Origin of the sequence: Streptomyces sp. NPDC053493 (assembly GCF_044544825.1) — a bacterium.
Classification (GTDB): domain Bacteria; phylum Actinomycetota; class Actinomycetes; order Streptomycetales; family Streptomycetaceae; genus Streptomyces.
On record NZ_JBITXS010000010.1, the window covers coordinates 38,896 to 56,707 of the forward strand.

The 17,812-nt window shown below is 71.9% G+C and carries 15 protein-coding genes; 3 read left to right on the plus strand and 12 right to left on the minus strand.

The window, feature by feature from the left end:
* The first annotated feature begins 21 nt into the window (after positions 1-21).
* Entirely contained in the window at positions 22-951 is a 930-nt protein-coding gene (locus tag ACIGO8_RS25780; RefSeq protein WP_399735166.1) for a hypothetical protein, read from the plus strand.
* On the opposite strand, the gene ACIGO8_RS25785 is transcribed toward ACIGO8_RS25780, so the two are convergent.
* From ACIGO8_RS25785 to ACIGO8_RS25835, 11 genes are all read right to left on the minus strand, one after another.
* On the minus strand, positions 948-1,586 hold the full coding sequence (locus tag ACIGO8_RS25785; RefSeq protein ID WP_399735169.1) for a PT domain-containing protein: 639 nt from the start codon (positions 1,584-1,586) through the stop codon (positions 948-950). The two genes, ACIGO8_RS25780 and ACIGO8_RS25785, sit on opposite strands and share 4 nt — an antisense overlap.
* 136 nt (positions 1,587-1,722) lie before the next feature.
* Positions 1,723-3,504, minus strand: a complete 1,782-nt coding sequence (locus ACIGO8_RS25790; protein ID WP_399735172.1) for an IucA/IucC family protein — start codon at positions 3,502-3,504, stop codon at positions 1,723-1,725.
* The gene (locus ACIGO8_RS25795; RefSeq protein WP_399735175.1) at positions 3,501-4,037 is read right to left on the minus strand and encodes a GNAT family N-acetyltransferase; all 537 of its coding nucleotides are present in this window, start codon (positions 4,035-4,037) and stop codon (positions 3,501-3,503) included. Before ACIGO8_RS25795 ends, ACIGO8_RS25790 begins: the two co-directional genes overlap by 4 nt.
* The gene (locus tag ACIGO8_RS25800; RefSeq protein ID WP_399735177.1) at positions 4,034-5,317 is read right to left on the minus strand and encodes a lysine N(6)-hydroxylase/L-ornithine N(5)-oxygenase family protein; all 1,284 of its coding nucleotides are present in this window, start codon (positions 5,315-5,317) and stop codon (positions 4,034-4,036) included. Before ACIGO8_RS25800 ends, ACIGO8_RS25795 begins: the two co-directional genes overlap by 4 nt.
* Positions 5,304-6,743 carry a pyridoxal phosphate-dependent decarboxylase family protein gene (locus tag ACIGO8_RS25805; protein WP_399735180.1) on the minus strand — a complete coding sequence of 480 codons (1,440 nt, stop codon included), beginning with the start codon at positions 6,741-6,743 and terminating at the stop codon, positions 5,304-5,306. The genes ACIGO8_RS25800 and ACIGO8_RS25805 overlap by 14 nt, the downstream gene beginning before the upstream one ends.
* A 135-nt stretch (positions 6,744-6,878) precedes the next feature.
* Positions 6,879-7,817, minus strand: a complete 939-nt coding sequence (locus tag ACIGO8_RS25810) for a siderophore-interacting protein (protein ID WP_399735183.1) — start codon at positions 7,815-7,817, stop codon at positions 6,879-6,881.
* A gap of 3 nt (positions 7,818-7,820) precedes the next feature.
* The gene (locus tag ACIGO8_RS25815; RefSeq protein ID WP_399735185.1) at positions 7,821-8,873 is read right to left on the minus strand and encodes an ABC transporter substrate-binding protein; all 1,053 of its coding nucleotides are present in this window, start codon (positions 8,871-8,873) and stop codon (positions 7,821-7,823) included.
* 193 nt (positions 8,874-9,066) lie between these two features.
* Entirely contained in the window at positions 9,067-10,227 is a 1,161-nt protein-coding gene (locus ACIGO8_RS25820; protein ID WP_399735189.1) for an acyl-CoA dehydrogenase family protein, read from the minus strand.
* A 2-nt stretch (positions 10,228-10,229) separates the two neighbouring features.
* Positions 10,230-11,168 carry a hydroxymethylglutaryl-CoA lyase gene (locus ACIGO8_RS25825; RefSeq protein WP_399735192.1) on the minus strand — a complete coding sequence of 313 codons (939 nt, stop codon included), beginning with the start codon at positions 11,166-11,168 and terminating at the stop codon, positions 10,230-10,232.
* Entirely contained in the window at positions 11,165-13,180 is a 2,016-nt protein-coding gene (locus ACIGO8_RS25830; protein ID WP_399735194.1) for a biotin carboxylase N-terminal domain-containing protein, read from the minus strand. Before ACIGO8_RS25830 ends, ACIGO8_RS25825 begins: the two co-directional genes overlap by 4 nt.
* 20 nt (positions 13,181-13,200) lie before the next feature.
* On the minus strand, positions 13,201-14,808 hold the full coding sequence (locus ACIGO8_RS25835) for a carboxyl transferase domain-containing protein (RefSeq protein WP_399735197.1): 1,608 nt from the start codon (positions 14,806-14,808) through the stop codon (positions 13,201-13,203).
* 87 nt (positions 14,809-14,895) lie between these two features.
* On the opposite strand from ACIGO8_RS25835, the gene ACIGO8_RS25840 reads away from it, so the two are divergent.
* Both ACIGO8_RS25840 and ACIGO8_RS25845 read left to right on the plus strand, forming a co-directional pair.
* Positions 14,896-15,486 carry a TetR/AcrR family transcriptional regulator gene (locus ACIGO8_RS25840; RefSeq protein WP_399735200.1) on the plus strand — a complete coding sequence of 197 codons (591 nt, stop codon included), beginning with the start codon at positions 14,896-14,898 and terminating at the stop codon, positions 15,484-15,486.
* A 551-nt stretch (positions 15,487-16,037) separates the two neighbouring features.
* Positions 16,038-16,820: a phosphatase gene (locus ACIGO8_RS25845; protein ID WP_399735203.1), complete on the plus strand. Its 783-nt coding sequence runs from the start codon at positions 16,038-16,040 to the stop codon at positions 16,818-16,820.
* On the opposite strand, the gene ACIGO8_RS25850 is transcribed toward ACIGO8_RS25845, so the two are convergent.
* Positions 16,810-17,799 carry a cation diffusion facilitator family transporter gene (locus tag ACIGO8_RS25850; RefSeq protein WP_399735206.1) on the minus strand — a complete coding sequence of 330 codons (990 nt, stop codon included), beginning with the start codon at positions 17,797-17,799 and terminating at the stop codon, positions 16,810-16,812. The genes ACIGO8_RS25845 and ACIGO8_RS25850 overlap by 11 nt on opposite strands.
* Between the last annotated feature and the right edge of the window lie 13 nt (positions 17,800-17,812).

Here is a 17,812-nt window from a genome sequence, read left to right on the forward strand (position 1 = left end):
GCCGCCGCGGAGACTGACGGCATGCCTGTGTCGCGAGGGGAGCCGTCCCAGCCGACGCCCGCGCCGCCGAAGGTGTCGTACTTCGACAAGGTGGCCTACATCGTGGCGCCGGGGACCGTCGTCATCGGGCTGCTCTACTACTTCGGCAGCGTGTACACCGACGCCTACTACGCCGCGTTCGGTGTCCCCGCGGCCGACCTTCAGCTCTCCGTCCAGGCCTACCTGGCGAAGAGCCCGAAGGCGGTCTTCGGGCCGCTGTGGTTCCTGCTGATCTGCGGTCTGATCGTGCTGCTGGTGCTCGGCCGGGTCGGGCACCAGCTGGCCCGGCCGGGCCAGGACCGCCGACGCCGCACGGTGTGCCGGGTGCTGCTCGTGGTCGGTCTGGTCATGGTGATGCTCGGATTCCGCGTCTTCTTCGGGCAGACGGTCTGGATGCCCCTGCCCGCGAGCTGGTGGGGCACCCGGCTCGCCCCGTCCTTCCTGGTGGCCCTGGGGGCCACCTTGGCGTTCTTCTCCGTGCAGCAGCGCCTGCTGCGGATCGCGGACCACCCGCGGCGCCGTCGCGAGGGCGCCGCCGAGCGGATGTGGACCGCGGGCGGCGCGCTGCTCATCGGGCTCCTGGCCATGAGCCTGTTCTTCGGCGTGTCCCAGTACGTGGCGGACGCGGGCACGACCGAGGCCGTGGAGGCCATCGAGGACGGCAACCGCGAGAGCCTGCCCGTGGTGGTCTATTCGCGCTTCCCGATCACGCACGGCGCCCTGGGCATCGCCTATCAGGACATGGGTGCCGTGGCGGGGCCGTACCGGCACCGCTACACCGGCTTCCTCCTGCTGGTGAAGTCCCCGTCCCGCTACTACCTGGTCTCCTACACCTCGCGGGGCCGGGACTACATGACGGTCGTGCTGCCCGACGACGAGACCGTGCGGGTGGCGCTGACCTCGGTCTACTAGGTCTCCGGCACGTCCGTGGGCTCTTCCGTGGGCACGTCGGTCGGTTCGTCCGTGGGCTCTTCCGTCGGTACGTCCGTCGGCACGTCCGTGGGTTCGTCCGTGGGCTCGTCCGTCGGTTCGACCGTGGGCTCGTCCTCGACGGCCTCCCCGGAGAGGGACGCGGTGAGCGTCTCGCCCTGTGAGGTCTCGACGGTCAGCGTGCCGCTGTAGGAGCCCGCCTCGTACGGAGTGATCTCCAGGTCCAGCGTGCACTCCCCGCCGGGTTCCAGCGTGCCGGTGCAGCTGCCGAGACCCGCCGCGGCCGAGACGGCGTCGGGGTTCTCCACGGTCACCCGGGGCCCGGCGAGGTTCATGGGCTCGTCGGATTCGCTCCTGACCCTCATGTGCACGTGCTTCTTCTCGCCCACCTTGGCGGTCGGCACGTGGACGGGTACGGCCTGGCCGCCGCCGCCCTTGCCCGGGAAGAGCGTTCCGATCGGATCGTTCGAGCCCGGGTCCGAGCTCGTCGTGGGCGCCTCGGGGGTCGGGGTCGGGTCGTCGTCTCCGCCGCCTCCGCCGCCGCCTCCGCAGGCGACGGTCGTGGCGAGGACCGCGGTCAGGGCCGTGGAGGCGAGCGCACGGGAGATTCGCGTCATCACCGGGCCAACCTCGCACAGCGACGGTGCGTAGTCGAAGAGGCGGATGTGGTGACACAGGGTGATCGCCTGATCGGAGGGGGGAGGCGCGGGCCCTGGCGGAGGACCGTCTCCGCCGGGGCCCGCGCCTGGTCTCTCAGGCGAACCGGGCGATCGGGTTCACCAGGTCGCCGACGAGCTGGAGCGCCGCCGACGGGTCCGCCAGGTCCACCATCTGCCGGTTGTTGCGCAGCTGGAGCCGGTTGAGCGCGGACAGCGCGAAGGTCTCGGCGAACATGTCGTACTGCGCGAAGCGGTCCGCCAGCTCCGGCTTGGAGTCCTGGTAGTCCTTCACGCAGGCCGCGACCGTCCGCCAGAAGTCGTCCTCGCCGAGCACGCCCTCCGCCGCCAGGGTGGCCCCGAGGAAGCGGAAGAAGCAGTCGAAGACGTCCGTGAAGACGGACAGCAGCTTCATGTCCTCCGGGACCTCGGCGCGGATCCGCTCCACGGCGGGCGGGAGCACCGCGTCCGGGTCCATGACGCAGATCTCCTCGGCGATGTCCTTGAAGACCGCCCGCGAGACCGCGCCGCGCTCGTCGAGGACCAGGATCACGTTCTCGCCGTGCGGCATGTAGACCAGGTCGTACGCGTAGAAGCAGTGCAGCACCGGCAGCAGATAGGCGTCCAGGTAGCGGCGCAGCCACTCCGTCGGCGCCAGGCCCGACTCCTTGACCAGGGCGCCGGCGAAGGAGGCGCCGGCGTGGTCGACGTGCAGCAGCGAGGCCATCGTGGCCAGCCGCTCGCCCTCCGCGAGGCGCGGCACCGGCGACTCGCGCCACAGCGCGGCCAGCATCTTGCGGTAGGGCGAGTAGCGGTCGGTGGCCGCCTCGTACTCCAGGTGCCGGTAGCCGACCGCCGCCCGCTCCCGGATGATCGAGAAGCGCGCGGCCTTCAGGACCGGGTCGGCCTCGATCAGACCGGCCAGCCAGTCGTTGATCGCCGGCGTGGCTTCCATGTAGGCGGCCGACAGGCCCCGCATGAAGCCCATGTTGAGGACGGAGAGCGCCGTCTTCACGTAGTGCTTGGCCGGGTCGGTGGAGTTGAAGAAGGTACGGATGGACTGCTGCGCCAGATAGGCGTCGGCGCCCTCGCCCAGATAGACCAGGCGCTCCTGCGCGACCTCGGCGGCGAAGGTGACGGACAGCTTGTTCCACCACTGCCAGGGATGGACCGGCACGAGCAGGTAGTCGGCGAGGTCCAGGCCGCGGGCGGCGAGGGTCGCGGCGAAGCCGTCGACGGCGGCGTCGCCGAGCTCGGCCCGGACGAAGGTCTCGTAGTCGATCCCGGCGCCGGCGGTGAAGGTGGCGCGGTCGCGGTGCGCGGCCAGCCACACCAGGTGGACCGGCGTGGCCGCCTCGGGCGCGTAGGCCCGGTACTCGTCGACGCCGAAGCCGAGGCGCCCGTTGTTGGCGACGAAGCAGGGATGGCCCTCGGTCATCCCGGTCTCGATCTCCTGGAAGCCGGCCCGGGCCAGCTCGGCGGAGGTGACGCGCGGCTTGGTCGCCTTGTAGGCCGTACCGGCCAGGGTGGAGGAGATCTCCTCCAGGTACACCGGCAGGATCTCGTCGCTCAGGCCCAGCGCGCCGCGCAGCTCGGTGACGAACCGCAGGGCGTCCAGCGGCAGCTGCTCGCTGCCGCGGTGGCAGCTGATCGACTCCGGGTAGACCTGCCAGTGGTCGAGGGCGAACCGGTCGGCGGTGAAGCGGTATTCGGTGGCGCCGTCGTCGCTGAGCACCCGGTAGCGGCCCTCGCCCAGCTCCTGCGGGTCGAGCAGCCGCTCGTGGACGAACTCCGCGAGCGCCTTGCGGATCAGGGCGCGGTTGGCGTCGGCCCAGCGGGCCGGGGTGAGGTGGGCGACGGGATCGGCGACGGCGCTCATACGGCGGCTCCCGTGGCGGCCTCGAACTGCGCGCGGGTGCAGAAGCTCAGCAGGGCCGTCTTCTCCGGCTTCCGGATCTCGCGCTCGGGCACGAAGCCGACGGCCTCGTTGAGCGCGTGGACGGCGGTGTTGCGCACGTCGGGCTCGACGACCACGCGCGCGGTCGCCGGGTCGGCGAACAGCTCGCGCATGACGGCGGTGATGACCGTGCGGGTGAAGCCGTGCACGGGCGTGTCGGTGGGGGCGACGAGGAAGTGCATCCCGACGTCACCGGGCTCCGGCTCGTACAGCCCGACCAGTTCGGCCTTCGCCGGGTCGTAGCGCTCCATGAGGAAGGCGGGCTCGCCGTCCACCAGGCCGATGAAGGCGTCGTGGTGCGGGTTCGCGGCGATCGCCATGTACTCGCGCTCGACGTCCTGGAGCTCGAAGCCCTGCATCATCCAGTAGGTCGCCTTGGCGTCGGTGACCCAGGGGTGGATCAGCTCGGCGTCCTTGAGCGGGTCGAGCGGACGTATGTGGACACGGGGGGTCATACGGAGAACTCCTGGAACGCGATGGTCTTCTCGACGGGGTAGTACTCGGTGCCCAGCATCTCGCCGATGATGTAGGCGTTGCGGTACGCGCCCATGCCGAGGTCGGGCGAGGTGATGGAGTGGGTGTGGACGCCGGCGTTCTGGAGGAAGACGCCGCGGCCGGTGACGTCGACGGCGTAGTTGCGGGCGACGTCGAAGCGGCCCTGGGAGTCCCAGCGCAGGCGGTCGCGGACCGGCTCCAGAAAGCCCGGGACGGCGTACTTGTAGCCGGTGGCGAGGATCAGGCCCTCGGTGTCCAGCTGGAAGTCCTTCTCCTGCTCCTCCTGGCGGAAGCCGAGGGTGTAGGTGCCGGTCGTCTCGTCGTACGCGGCGGTGCGCAGCGCGGAGTTGGTGAGCAGGCGGGTGGGGACGGGGCCGGCCAGGTTCTTCTGGTAGAGCAGGTCGAAGATCGCGTCGATGAGCTCGCCGTCGATGCCTTTGAACAGGCCCTTCTGCTCGGTCTCCAGGCGGGAGCGGGTGCGCTCGGGGAGGGCGTGGAAGTAGTCCACGTACTCCGGTGAGGTCATCTCCAGGGTGAGCTTGGTGTATTCGAGCGGGAAGAAGCGCGGGGAGCGGGTGACCCAGTTGAGCTGGTAGCCGTGGACGTCGATCTCGCCGAGCAGGTCGTAGTAGATCTCGGCGGCGCTCTGGCCGCTGCCGACCAGGGTGATGGACCGCTTCTTCCGCAGCGCCTCCTTGCTGGGGAGGTAGCGGGAGTTGTGGAGGACGTCGCCGCCGAGGCCCTGGCAGGCCTCGGGGATGTGGGGCGGGGTGCCGGTGCCGAGCACGATCCGGCGGGACCGGAACGTTTCTCCGGCCTCGGTGGACACCACGTACTCCTCGGCGGCCTCGTCGTAGGTGACGGCGGAGACGGTGGTGGAGAAGCGGATCGAGGAGAGCTTGGCGGCGGCCCAGCGGCAGTAGTCGTTGTACTCGGTCCGCAGCGGGTAGAAGTTCTCGCGGATGTAGAACGAGTAGAGCCGGCCCTTCTCCTTCAGGTAGTTGAGGAAGGAGTAGGGCGAGGTCGGGTCGGCGAGGGTGACGAGGTCCGACATGAACGGCGTCTGGAGGTGGGCGCCCTCCAGGAACATGCCGGAGTGCCACTCGAAGTCCGGCTTGGACTCCAGGAAGAGGCCGTTCAGCTCGTCGATGGGCTCGGTGAGGCAGGCGAGGCCGAGGTTGAAGGGACCGAGCCCGATACCGATGAAGTCGTGCGGCTGAGCCGTCTCAGGCGTGGACAAGGTTCTCTCCCAGGTACTGCTCGGCGTGGCCGGCGATCAGATCGAGGACGGCGGCGATGTCGGCCGCGGTGGTCTCGGGGTTGAGCAAGGTGAACTTGAGGTACTGCCTGCCGTCGACCTTGGTGCCGGCGACCACGGCCTCGCCGGAGGCGAAGAGGGCCTTGCGGGCGTGGAGGTTGGCGCGGTCGATCTCGGCGGGCGAGGTGACGTTCTCGGGGACGTAGCGGTAGACGAGGGTGGACAGCTGCGGCTCGACGACCACGTCGTAGCGCGGGTCGGCGGCGAGCAGCTCGAAGCCGGTCCTGGCCAGGTCGCAGACCTCGTCGAAGAGTCCGCCGATGCCGTCGGCGCCCATGACGCGGAGGGTCATCCACAGCTTGAGGGCGTCGAAGCGGCGGGTGGTCTGGAGGGACTTGTCGACCTGGTTGGGGATCTTCTCGGCGAGCGTCCGGCGCGGGTTGAGGTAGTCCGCGTGGTACGTGGCGTGGCGCAGGGTGGCGCCGTCCCGGACCAGGACGGCGGAGGAACTCACCGGCTGGAAGAAGGACTTGTGGTAGTCGACGGTGACGGAGTCGGCCCGCTCGATGCCGTCGAGGAGGTGGCGGCGGGTGGGCGAGACGAGCAGTCCGCAGCCGTAGGCGGCGTCCACGTGCATCCAGGCGCCGTACTCGGCGGCCAGGGCGGCGATCTCGGGCAGCGGGTCGATGGAACCGAAGTCGGTGGTGCCGGCGGTGGCGACGATCGCCATCGGGATCAGGCCCTCGGCGCGGCAGGCCTCCAGCTCGGCGGCGAGGACGACGGACTGCATCCGGCGGTCGCGGTCGACGGGCACGGAGACGACGGCGTCGCGGCCGAGGCCGAGCAGGGTGGCCGACTTCTGGACGCTGAAGTGGCTGCACTCGGAGGAGAAGATCCGCAGTTTCGTCAGGTCGGTGCTGCCGGTCTCCTCGCGGGCGAGGAGCAGCGCCTGGAGGTTGGACTGGGTGCCGCCGCTGGTGAACACGCCGTCGGCGAGCGGGCCGAGGCCGATCCGGCGGGTGGTCCAGTCGATGAGCTTGCGCTCGATGAGGGTGCCGCCGGCGCTCTGGTCCCAGGTGTCGAGGGAGGAGTTGACGGCGGAGAGCACGGCCTCGCCGAGGACGGCGGGGATGACCACCGGGCAGTTGAGGTGGGCGAGGTAGCGCGGGTGGTGGAAGTAGACCGCGTCGCGGAGGTAGACGTCCTCGAGCTCGTCCAGGGCGGCGGAGGCGTCGCCGAGCGGCCGGTCGAGGTCGACGGCGTCGACGACGGGCGCGAGTTCGGCGGGCGTGATGCCGGTGAACGGTCCGCGTGCCGTGGCGAGTTTCCTCGCCACCCGCTCGACTCCTTCGGTGACGGAGTGTCGATAGGACTCCGCCGTCGTGTCGTTGAGCAGGTGGGAGCGCATGTGGGGGCCCTTCCGGGAGCGGACTCGGTCGGTGATACTTAGGTTAGCCTAACCTAAGTTCACAGCACAACGGCCCCTCAATCCGAAGGGATTGAGGGGCCGCCGGCCCTGTGGGGGTCTGTAGGAGGTACGGGGTTACGCGGCGTCCTGAGACGCGCCCTGAGACGCGCCCTGAGACGCGCTCTGGGGCGCCTCCGATGCCGCGTCCTGCGCCGCTTCCTGCGCCTCGTCCTGCGTCGCCTCGTCCGGGACCTCGCGCAGCGCGTCCTCGGACAGGCCCTTGCGCCAGTAGCCGACGAAGGTGACCCGGCGGCGGTCCAGCCCGCGCTCGCGCACGAAGTGCCGGCGCAGCGCCTTCACCGCACCGGACTCGCCCGCGATCCACACGTACGGCGCCTCGCCGGGCAGCTCGGCGCCCGCGATCGCCTCCACGGCGGACGGCGCGCCCTCCTCCCGTACGAGCCAGGTGACCGTCGCGTCGGCCTCGGTCGCCAGCTCCGTGCGGTCGCCGGCGTAGGGCACCTCGAGGTAGACGTGGGCGCGGGTCTCGGCCGGCAGCCACTCCAGGATCGCGGAGGCGGCCGGCAGGGCCGTCTCGTCGCCCCAGATGACGACCGAGTCGGCGTCCTCGGGAAGGCGGAAGCGCACGCCGGTGTTGTCGGCCACCGCCGGGCCCAGCACCACCACCCGGTCGCCGGCCTTCGCGTGCTGGGCCCAGCGGCAGGCGGGGCCGCCGTCCTCGTGCACGGCGAAGTCGATGTCGATCTCGGCGGCCGGTGAGGTGCGCTGCTCGCGGACGGTGTACGAGCGCATGACGGCCCGCTCGTCGTGCGGCATGGCCCGGTAGGCGCCCAGGATCGCGTACATGTCCGGGTCGTCCAGCGGCGGCAGCACCGGGGCGTCCTGCCCCGGGTGCGGCAGGAAGAGCGACAGCGACTGGTCGCGGCCGCCGGCGGCGAAGCCCTTCAGGTCCTCACCGGTGAAGGTGACGCGGACCAGGGACGGGCCGAGCCGCCTCGTCCGGTCGACCTGGAGGGAGAAGAACTGGAACGGGGCGGTCTCGGCGTTCGTCATGGGTCAGGACACCTTCTTGGCGTTCTCGAGGGCCTTGGCCAGGTCCTCCAGGAGCGGGGCGCACTTGGCGTAGGAGTAGATCGGCTCGGTGACGCGCGGGACGACCTGGCCGGCCTTGACGGCGGGCAGTGCGGCCCAGGTGGGCTTGGCCTTCAGGGCCTCGGGCTGCAGCGCGGAGGTGCGGTTGTCGAGCAGGATGACGTCGGCCTTGTACTTGTCGACGTTCTCCCAGCTGAGGAGCTCGAACCAGCCGGTCGGGTCCAGCTTGTCCGGGACGACGATGTCGACGCCCAGCTCCTGGAAGAAGAGCGTGTCGGTCGGGCGGACCGGCGTGGAGACGTAGAAGGTGTCCGGGGCGGCGGAGCCGATGAGGACCTTGATGCCCTTCTTGGTCCTGGCGGCCTTGCGGACCCGCTCGGCGGCGGCCTCGAAGCGGGCCTTGTCGGCCTTCACGCGCTCGCTGCGGACGTCGGCGCCGAGCGAGGCGGCGAGGTCGACGTGGCGCTGGAGGACGGCGGGCATGGACCGGCCGGCGGCCCACAGGGCGACGCTCGGGGCGACCTTGAGGATGGTGTCCTTCTGCTCGGCCGGGACGTACCAGAGGTCGTTCTTCTCCCACATGTCCGTGATGAGGACGTCGGGCCGCAGCTTGAGGTACTCCTCGGTCTTGAACTCGCCCCAGACGTTGCCGATGACCTTGACCTTCTTGATGTCGAGGTCGCCGGCCTGCACGTCCGGCCTCTCCTCGCCGGTCTTCGGGTCCTTGACCGTGGTCGGGCCGAAGACGCCCTTGACCTCGATGCCGAAGTCCTTGAGGGCGGCGGCGGTGCCGGTGAAGGCGACGATGTTCTTCGGCGTGGACGCCTTGGTGACGAGCTGGCCGCGGTCGTCCTTGAACTCCCAGGCGCCGGACGAGCCGGAGGCCGGCGAGGTGGAGCCGCCGTCCTTCTTGTCGTCGCTGCCGCAGGCGGCGAGCGCGGCGCCGAGCCCGAGGGCGCCGCCCGCGGCGAGCAGGCCGCGACGGGTGAGGGAGGTGGCTCGGGCGGTGCTGGGCATGGCGAAGTCGCTTTCGGTACGTGCCGATCGTCGGCGGGTCGGCCGGGTGAAGTCGAAGGTAGGTTAGCCTAACCTCATTCCGATCAACAGGGTCGGGTGCGGAACTGTGGCACGCACGACGAAGCCCGCCGCCCCGCACGGGGACGACGGGCTTCGCGACCACGGCCGAGGCGGCCTCGGGCCGTGCGGGACCTCAGGCGGACAGGCCCAACTCGCGGGCGATCAGCATCCGCTGGACCTCGCTGGTGCCCTCGCCGATCTCCAGGATCTTCGAGTCGCGCCACATCCGGGCCACCGGGTACTCGTTCATGAAGCCGTAGCCGCCGTGGATCTGGGTCGCCTCGCGCGCGTTGTCGACGGCCACCGTCGACGAGTACAGCTTCGCGAGCGCCGCCTCCTTCTTGAACGGCTCGCCGAGGACGAGGCGGGAGGCCGCGTCGCGCCAGCCGACCCGGGCCATGTGCGCCCGCATCTCCATGTCGGCGATCTTGAACTGGATCGCCTGGTTGTCGGCGATCGGCCGGCCGAAGGCGTGACGTTCCTTCGCGTACTTCACCGACTCGTCCACACAGCCCTGGGCCAGACCCGTGGCGAGCGCCGCGATCGCGATCCGGCCCTCGTCCAGGATCCGCAGGAACTGCGCGTAGCCGCGGCCCTCCTCGCCGAGCAGGTTCTCCACCGGCACCCGGACGTCGTCGAAGGCCAGCTCACGGGTGTCCGAGGCGTTCCAGCCCACCTTCGAATAGGGCGCCGCCACCGCGAAGCCGGGCGTGCCCGCCGGGACGATGATCGAGGAGATCAGCGGACGGCCGTCCGGCTTGCGGCCGGTCACCGCGGTGACCGTGACCAGACCGGTGATGTCCGTACCGGAGTTGGTGATGAAGCACTTCGAGCCGTTGATCACCCACTGGTCGCCGTCGCGGACGGCGGTGGTGCGGGTGCCGCCCGCGTCCGAACCGGCGCCCGGCTCGGTCAGGCCGAACGCACCGAGCATCTCGCCCGCGCACAGCTTCGGCAGCCACTCCCGCTTCTGCTCCTCGGTGCCGAAGCGGTAGACGGGCATGGCGCCCAGCGAGACGCCGGCCTCCAGGGTGATGGCGACCGAGGAGTCGACCCGGGCCAGCTCCTCCAGGGCGATGCCGAGCGCCAGGTAGTCACCGCCCATCCCGCCGTACTCCTCGGGGAAGGGCAGGCCGAACAGGCCCATGCGGCCCATCTCGCGGACGATCTCGTACGGGAACTCGTGCCGCTCGTAGTAGTCGCCGATCTTCGGCGCGACGACGTCGTGGGCGAACTCCTCCACGGTGCGGCGGAGTTCCTCGTGCTCCTCGGAGAGGCGGTGGTCGAGGGACATGATCAGGACTCCTTGTGGGAGAGCGCGCGGACGGTACGGGACGGGCTCGGGCGGCCCAGCTGTTCGGCCATCCACCCGCTCGTGGCGGTGAGGGCGGCCAGGTCGACCCCGGTCTCGATGCCGAGGCCGTCGAGCATCCACACCAGGTCCTCGGTGGCGAGGTTGCCGGTGGCGGACTTGGCGTACGGGCAGCCGCCGAGGCCGCCGGCGGAGGCGTCGACCGTGGTCACGCCGTGCCGCAGCGCGGCGAGCGTGTTGGACAGCGCCTGCCCGTAGGTGTCGTGGAAGTGCACGGCGAGGCGGGAGGTGGGCACGCCCGCCTCGTTCAACGCCCGCAGCAGCCGGGCCACATGGCCCGGGGTGGCGACGCCGATGGTGTCGCCGAGGCTCAGCTCGTCGCAGCCCATGTCGGCGAGCGCCTTGGTGACGCGGACGACCTGCTCGACCGGGACGGCGCCCTCCCACGGGTCGCCGAAGCACATCGACAGATAGCCGCGGACCTTCAGGCCGGCCTCTATGGCCCGGGTGACGGTCGGCGCGAACATCGCCAGCGCCTCGTCGACCGTCCGGTTGAGGTTGGCCTTCGCGAAGGACTCGGTCGCCGAGGCGAACACGGCGACCTCGCGGGCGCCGAGCGCGAGCGCCCGGTCGAGACCGCGCTCGTTGGGCACGAGGACCGGCAGCCGGACCGGCAGATCGCGGACCCGCGGGAACAGCTCCTCGGCGTCGGCCAGTTGGGGCACCCACTTGGGGTGGACGAAGCTGGTCGCCTCGACGGTGCCCAGCCCGGCGGCGGCGAGCCGCCGGATGAACTCCGCCTTCACCTCGGTCGGTACGGCCGTCTTCTCGTTCTGCAGACCGTCGCGCGGCCCCACCTCGTGGATCCGCACCCGGGCCGGCAGCGCGGGATCGGCCACGGTCATCGGCAGACCGGTGCTCATGCGTCCTCCTCCTCGCGGGGCGTCACCACGGCCAGGACCTGGTCCATGGCGACGGTCGTGCCGGGCGTGACGTCCAGCTCGGTGACGGTGCCGGCGTGCGGGGCGGAGATGACGTGCTCCATCTTCATCGCCTCGACGACCAGCAGACTCTGCCCGGCCTCCACCTCGTCGCCGACCGCCACCTTCACCACGGTCACGGTGCCGGGCATCGGCGCGGCCAGTGTGTCCGCGCCGCCGTGCCGGGCGCCGGAGAGCGCGGCGGCGACCGGGTCGTGGTCGAGCACGTGCCAGGAGTCGCCGTCCCGGCCGAGCCACCGTCCCTCCGCCGAGGAGGCGACGGTGAAGCGGTGCGTGACGCCGTCGACGGCGAGGACGAGCGCGGAGCCGCCGGCCTCGCCGACCAGCGCGGCGGAGAGGGCCTCGCCCCCGTCGCCGGGGACGGCCCCGCCGAGCAGCAGTTCGGCCGCGTCCGCCCCGCCGCGCACGCGCACGGTCACCGGCTCGTGTCCGGGCACCCGGAAGTCCAGCGCCGTCCAGGCGGGCGTGCCGCCAAGACGCCAGCCCGTCCGCGTGTCGAACGGGTCCGACCAGCCGCCGTCGCGCGCCGCCGCGGGCGCCGGGAAGTGGCGCAGCAGCGCCGCCGCCGCGTACACCTCCGGCGGGACCGCGCCGTCCACCAGGCTCTCCGCGTCCCGTTCCACCAGGCCCGTGTCCAGGTCGCCGGTGACGACGTCCGGGTGGGCCAGGAGCCGGCGCAGGAAGCCCGCGTTGGTCGGGACGCCGAGCGTGACCGTGTCCGCGAGCGCGGCGCGCAGCTTGCGCAGCGCGGTGGGACGGTCCTCGGCGTGGACGATGACCTTGGAGAGCATCGGGTCGTACAGCGACGACACCTCGGTGCCCCGGGACAGGCCCGAGTCCGTCCGCACGCCGTCGCCCTGCGGCTCGTGCAGCGCGAGGACCGTGCCGCCGGACGGCAGGAAGCCGCGCGCCGGGTCCTCGGCGCAGATCCGCGCCTCGATCGCCCAGCCGTCCAGGCGGACGTCCTCCTGCCCGAACGACAGCGGTTCGCCGGAGGCCACCCGCAGCTGCCACTCCACCAGGTCCAGGCCGGTGACCAGTTCGGTGACCGGGTGCTCGACCTGGAGACGGGTGTTCATCTCCATGAAGTAGTACGAGGACGGGTCGCCGCCCGGCACGATGAACTCGACCGTTCCCGCGCCCACATAGCCGCAGGACCGCGCCGCCTCGACCGCCGCCGCGCCCATCGCCGCCCGGATCCGAGGGGTCAGCAGGACGCTCGGCGCCTCCTCGATGATCTTCTGGTGGCGCCGCTGGAGCGAGCACTCGCGCTCGCCCAGGTGCACCACGTTGCCGTGCGCGTCCGCCAGGACCTGGATCTCGATGTGCCGCGGCCGGTCGATCCACCGCTCCACGAGCAGCGTGTCGTCGCCGAACGAGGACCGGGCCTCGCGCCGCGCCGCCGCGATCTCCTCCTCCAGGACGGTCAGGTCGCGCACCAGACGCATGCCCTTGCCGCCGCCGCCCGCGCTCGGCTTGAGCAGCACCGGCGCGCCCAGCTCGCGGGCCGCGTCGACGATGTCGGGGTCGGCGGCGCCGGGCACCACGGGCACGCCCGCCGCCCGCACCGTCTCCTTCGCCCGGATCTTGTCGCCCATCAGCGAGATCGCCTCGGCGGACGGCCCGATGAAGACCAGACCCGCCTCCGCGCAGGCCTTCGCGAAGCCCGCGTTCTCGGCGAGGAAGCCGTAGCCGGGATGGACGGCCTGCGCGCCGGTGCGCCGGGCGGCGTCCAGCAGGGCGGGAACGGAGAGATACGACTCCGAGGCCGCCGGCGGACCGATCCGTACCGCCGTGTCCGCCTCGCGTACGTGCCGGGCGTCGGCGTCCGCGTCGCTGTACACGGCGACCGAACGCACGCCGAGCGCCCGCAGGGTGCGGATGACCCGGACGGCGATCTCGCCCCGGTTGGCCACCAGGACGGTGTCGAACATGTGCTGCATCCTCTGGGTCCTCACATCCGGAAGACGCCGAACTGGGGGTCACCCAGGGGCGCGTTGGCACAGGCGGTCAGGGCGAGACCGAGCACCTGCCGGGTCTCCAGCGGGTCGATGACGCCGTCGTCCCACAGCCGGGCGGTCGCGTAGTAGGCGTTGCCCTGCGTCTCGTACTGCGCGCGGATCGGGTCCTTGAAGGCCTCTTCCTCCTCGGCGCTCCACGCGTCGCCGAGCTGGTCGCGCTTGACCGTGGCGAGCACGGACGCGGCCTGCTCGCCGCCCATGACCGAGATCTTGGCGTTGGGCCACATCCACAGGAAGCGGGGCGAGTACGCCCGGCCGCACATGGAGTAGTTGCCCGCGCCGTACGAGCCGCCGACGACCACCGTCAGCTTCGGCACGCGCGTGGTGGCCACGGCCGTCACCATCTTGGCGCCGTGCTTGGCGATGCCGCCGTGCTCGTACGCCTTGCCGACCATGAAGCCGGTGATGTTCTGCAGGAAGACCAGCGGGATGCCGCGCTGGTCGCACAGCTCGATGAAGTGCGCGCCCTTCTGGGCGGACTCGGCGAACAGGATGCCGTTGTTGGCGACGATGCCGACCGGGTGGCCGTGGATCCGGGCGAAGCCGGTCACCAGCGTCTGCCCGTACTCGGCCTTGAACTCCTGGAAGCGGGAGCCGTCCACCACCCGGGCGATCACCTCGCGCACGTCGTACGGCGTGCGGGAGTCGACCGGCACCGCGCCGTACAGCCCGTACGGGTCGACCTTCGGCTCCTCGGCCGGCTCCACCGACCAGGGCAGCGGGCCGCGCTCGGGCAGGGTGGCGACGATGTTGCGGACGATGCGCAGCGCGTGGGCGTCGTCCTCGGCGAGGTGGTCGGTGACGCCGGAGATCCGGGAGTGGACCTCGCCGCCGCCGAGCTCCTCCGCCGTGACGACCTCGCCGGTCGCGGCCTTCACCAGCGGCGGGCCGCCGAGGAAGATCGTGCCCTGATTGCGCACGATCACGGCCTCGTCGCTCATCGCCGGGACGTAGGCGCCGCCGGCCGTGCAGGAGCCCATGACCGCCGCGATCTGCGGGATGCCGGCGCCGGACATCCGGGCCTGGTTGAAGAAGATCCGGCCGAAGTGCTCGCGGTCCGGGAAGACCTCGTCCTGCATGGGCAGGAAGGCGCCGCCGGAGTCGACGAGGTAGAGGCAGGGCAGACGGTTCTCCAGCGCCACCTCCTGCGCCCGGAGGTGCTTCTTGACCGTCATCGGGTAGTACGTGCCGCCCTTGACGGTCGCGTCGTTGGCGACGATCACGCACTCGCGGCCGGAGACCCGCCCGATGCCGGCGATCACGCCGGCCGCCGGGGCCTGGTCGCCGTACATCCCGTTCGCGGCGAGCGGGGCCAGCTCCAGGAACGGCGAACCGGGATCGAGAAGCGTGTCCACCCGGTCGCGCGGCAGCAGCTTGCCGCGCGCGGTGTGCCGGGCGCGGGCCTTCTCGCCGCCGCCGAGCGCGGCCTCGGCGAGCTTGGCGCGCAGGGTCGCGGCCAGCTCGTGATGGGCCGCCTCGTTGGCCTGCCAGGCCGGCGAGGCGGGATCCGCCGCGCTCGTCAGCACAGGTGCCTGCTGCATCGGTCGAGCTCCCTTGCTCGGTTAATGAGCGTTAACGTATGTCCTTCAGGTTAACGACCGCTAACCGGGTTGTCTAGAATCGAATCCATGACCACGAGCCCGACGCGGACGGACGCGCCGACCCGACGCGAGCAGATCCTCAAGGAGGCCGCCCGCCTCTTCGCCGAGCGCGGCTTCCACGGCGTGGGCGTGGACGAGATAGGAGCGGCGGTCGGCATCAGCGGACCCGGGCTCTACCGCCACTTCCCCGGCAAGGACGCGATGCTCGCCGAGCTGCTGGTCGGCATCAGCGAGCGGCTCCTCGACGGCGGCCGGCTGCGGGCCGCCGAGTCGGACGGCGACCCGAGGGCGCTCCTCGCCTCCCTCATCGACGGCCACATCGACTTCGCCCTCGACGACCGGCCGCTCATCACCCTCCACGACCGCGAGCTCGACCGCCTCAAGGACGAGGACCGCAAGCGGGTCCGCCAGCTCCAGCGGCAGTACGTCGAACTGTGGGTCGCCGTCGTCCGCGACCTGTACCCGTCCGCGGCGGAGCCCGAGGTGCGGGCGGCGGTCCACGCGGTCTTCGGCCTCCTCAACTCGACGCCGCACCTGGGCGCGCCGCTGGGCCGCGCGGACATGGAGCGCCTCCTCCGCGCCCTCGCCGACGGCGCCTTCGGAGCCCTCTCCACCTGACCCCGCGCCCTCTCTGCGCGCCCGCGCCCGCGCCCGCCGGGGCGGTGCCCTTCGCCCACCTCCGTTGTCGGCATTCGTTCCGCCGGGGCGGTGCCCACCCATGGGCCGGCGCCCGTCGCCCACCTCCGTGTGGGCCTTCGTCCCGCTGGTGCGGTGCCCACCCCTCCGACGGGCTGGCGCCCTTCGCCACCTCCGTTGTGGGCATTCGTTCCGCTGGGGCGGAACGGGTGGGCACAACGGACGGCGCCCCTTGCCGGGCCTAGGCTCCCGAGCCTTGACCCGCACCCGGAGTGCGGGGTCCATGGGGTTCGGGCACAGGTGCGGAACGCGCCCGCAAGGGCGCCGTCCCGTGTGCCCACCCGTCCCGCCCCAGCGGGACGAATGCCCACACGGAGGTGACACGGCGCGCCGCGCAAGCAGGCGCCACTCGCACGGGGGGTGGACCGGGGGCGCCGCGTCAGCGGGCGCAGCCCACACGGGCGCGGAGCGCGGCCCGCACGGAAGTGGGCGCGGGCCGCGGGGAAGGTGGGGGGAACGGCAGAATGGGGCGCATGCCGATACTCAGCCGCGCCGCACTCGTCGAGCACCTCCTCCGGACCCGGATCGCCGGAGACGTCGCCACTCCCCGCGACAACAACCTCGCCCACTACCGCAGGCTCGCCAACGGCGACCGGCACTACTGGTTCGGCCTCGAGTTCGGCGACCGGTGGAGCGACGAGCAGGACGTGCTCGCCGTCATGGCCGAGCGGTGCGGCGTCGTCGACGACCCGGCGCACCGGACCGGGCAGGACACGATCGACCCGGAGTTGACCGTCGCCGCCCTCGACCGGATGGCCGCCCGCCTCGCCAAGGCCGCCGCCGCGAAGGAGCGGGTGCTGTTCGCGACCGGGCACCCCGGCGCCCTGATCGACGCCCACAGCCGGGTCGCCGCCGCGCTGCGCGCCAAGGGCTGCGACATCGTCCGCATCCCGGGCGGGCTGACCGCCGACGAGGGCTATGTCGTGCAGTTCGCCGACGTCGCCGTCTTCGAACGCGGCGCGAGCCTGTGGCACACCCACTCGCCCGAGCCGATGAACGCGATCCTGGACGGCCTGGAGGCCCTGGGCGAGCCGGCGCCCGGCCTGGTCGTCGCCGACCACGGCTGGGCGGGACGCGCGGCCCAGCGGGGCGTCGACGCGGTCGGCTACGCCGACTGCAACGATCCGGCGCTGTTCCTCGCGGAGGCTGAGGGCACCATGCAGGTGACCGTGCCGCTCGACGACCACGTCGTGGACCCGCGGTCCTACGAGCCGCTGACGGCGTATCTGCTGGACACGGCCGGCCTCACCGCCTGACACCCGGCCCGCCCGGCCCGCCCGCCTCCGGCCCCGAAGCATCCGGCCCCGGTCCCGGCGTCGGGTCCAGGTAGACGCGGCGGACGGCCGGGATGCGGGCGCGCAGCCGGGCCTCCGCCCGCTCGCAGGCCCGCTCGATCTCCGCCGCCGACGACAGGTCCCGGAAGTCGATCTTCGCGGCGACCAGGACCTCGTCCGGGCCCTGGATCAGCGTCGTGAGGTCGACCACGCCGATCACGTGCCCGTCGGCCAGCAGCTCCTCGCGGACGATCTCCCGCATCCGGGCCGGCAGCGGGCGGCCGACGAGCAGCCGCGCGTTGGACCTGCCGAGCACCCACGCCACGTACACCAGCAGCGCGCCGATGAGGATCGAGGCGACGCCGTCCCACACGCCGGAGCCGGTGAGCTGTCCGCCGAGCAGGCCGCCGGCCGCCAGCATCAGGCCGGCGAGCGCGGCGGAGTCCTCCATCACGACGGCCTTGACCGTGGTGTCGGGAGTCAGCCGCAGATAGCGGGCGAACGGCGCCCGCACCCGCTCCGCCTCCGCCGTGACCTGCCGGACCGCGGTGCGCAGCGAGAAGCCCTCGAGGACGAAGGCGACGGCGAGGACCACGTACGAGGCGAGCGGGTCGCCGAGGTCCTCGCCGTGGGTGAGGGTGTGGACGCCGTCGTAGACGGAGAAGACCGCGCCGCCGACGAAGGTGGCGACGGCGGCGAGCATCGCCCAGACGTAGCGCTCGCCCGCGTATCCGAGCGGATGGTCCTCGTCGGCCGGCTTCCCGCTGCGCTTGAGCGCGGTGAGCAGCAGGACCTCGGTGACGGTGTCGGCCACCGAGTGCGCCGCCTCCGACAGCATCGCGCTCGACCCGCTGACGAGTCCGGCGACGGCCTTGGCGACGGCGATGCCGAGGTTGGCCGCCGCCGCCACGACGACCGTGAAGGTGCTCTCGTTCTGGGTGCTCCGGTCCTGTACCGCCATGGACCGGACGCTA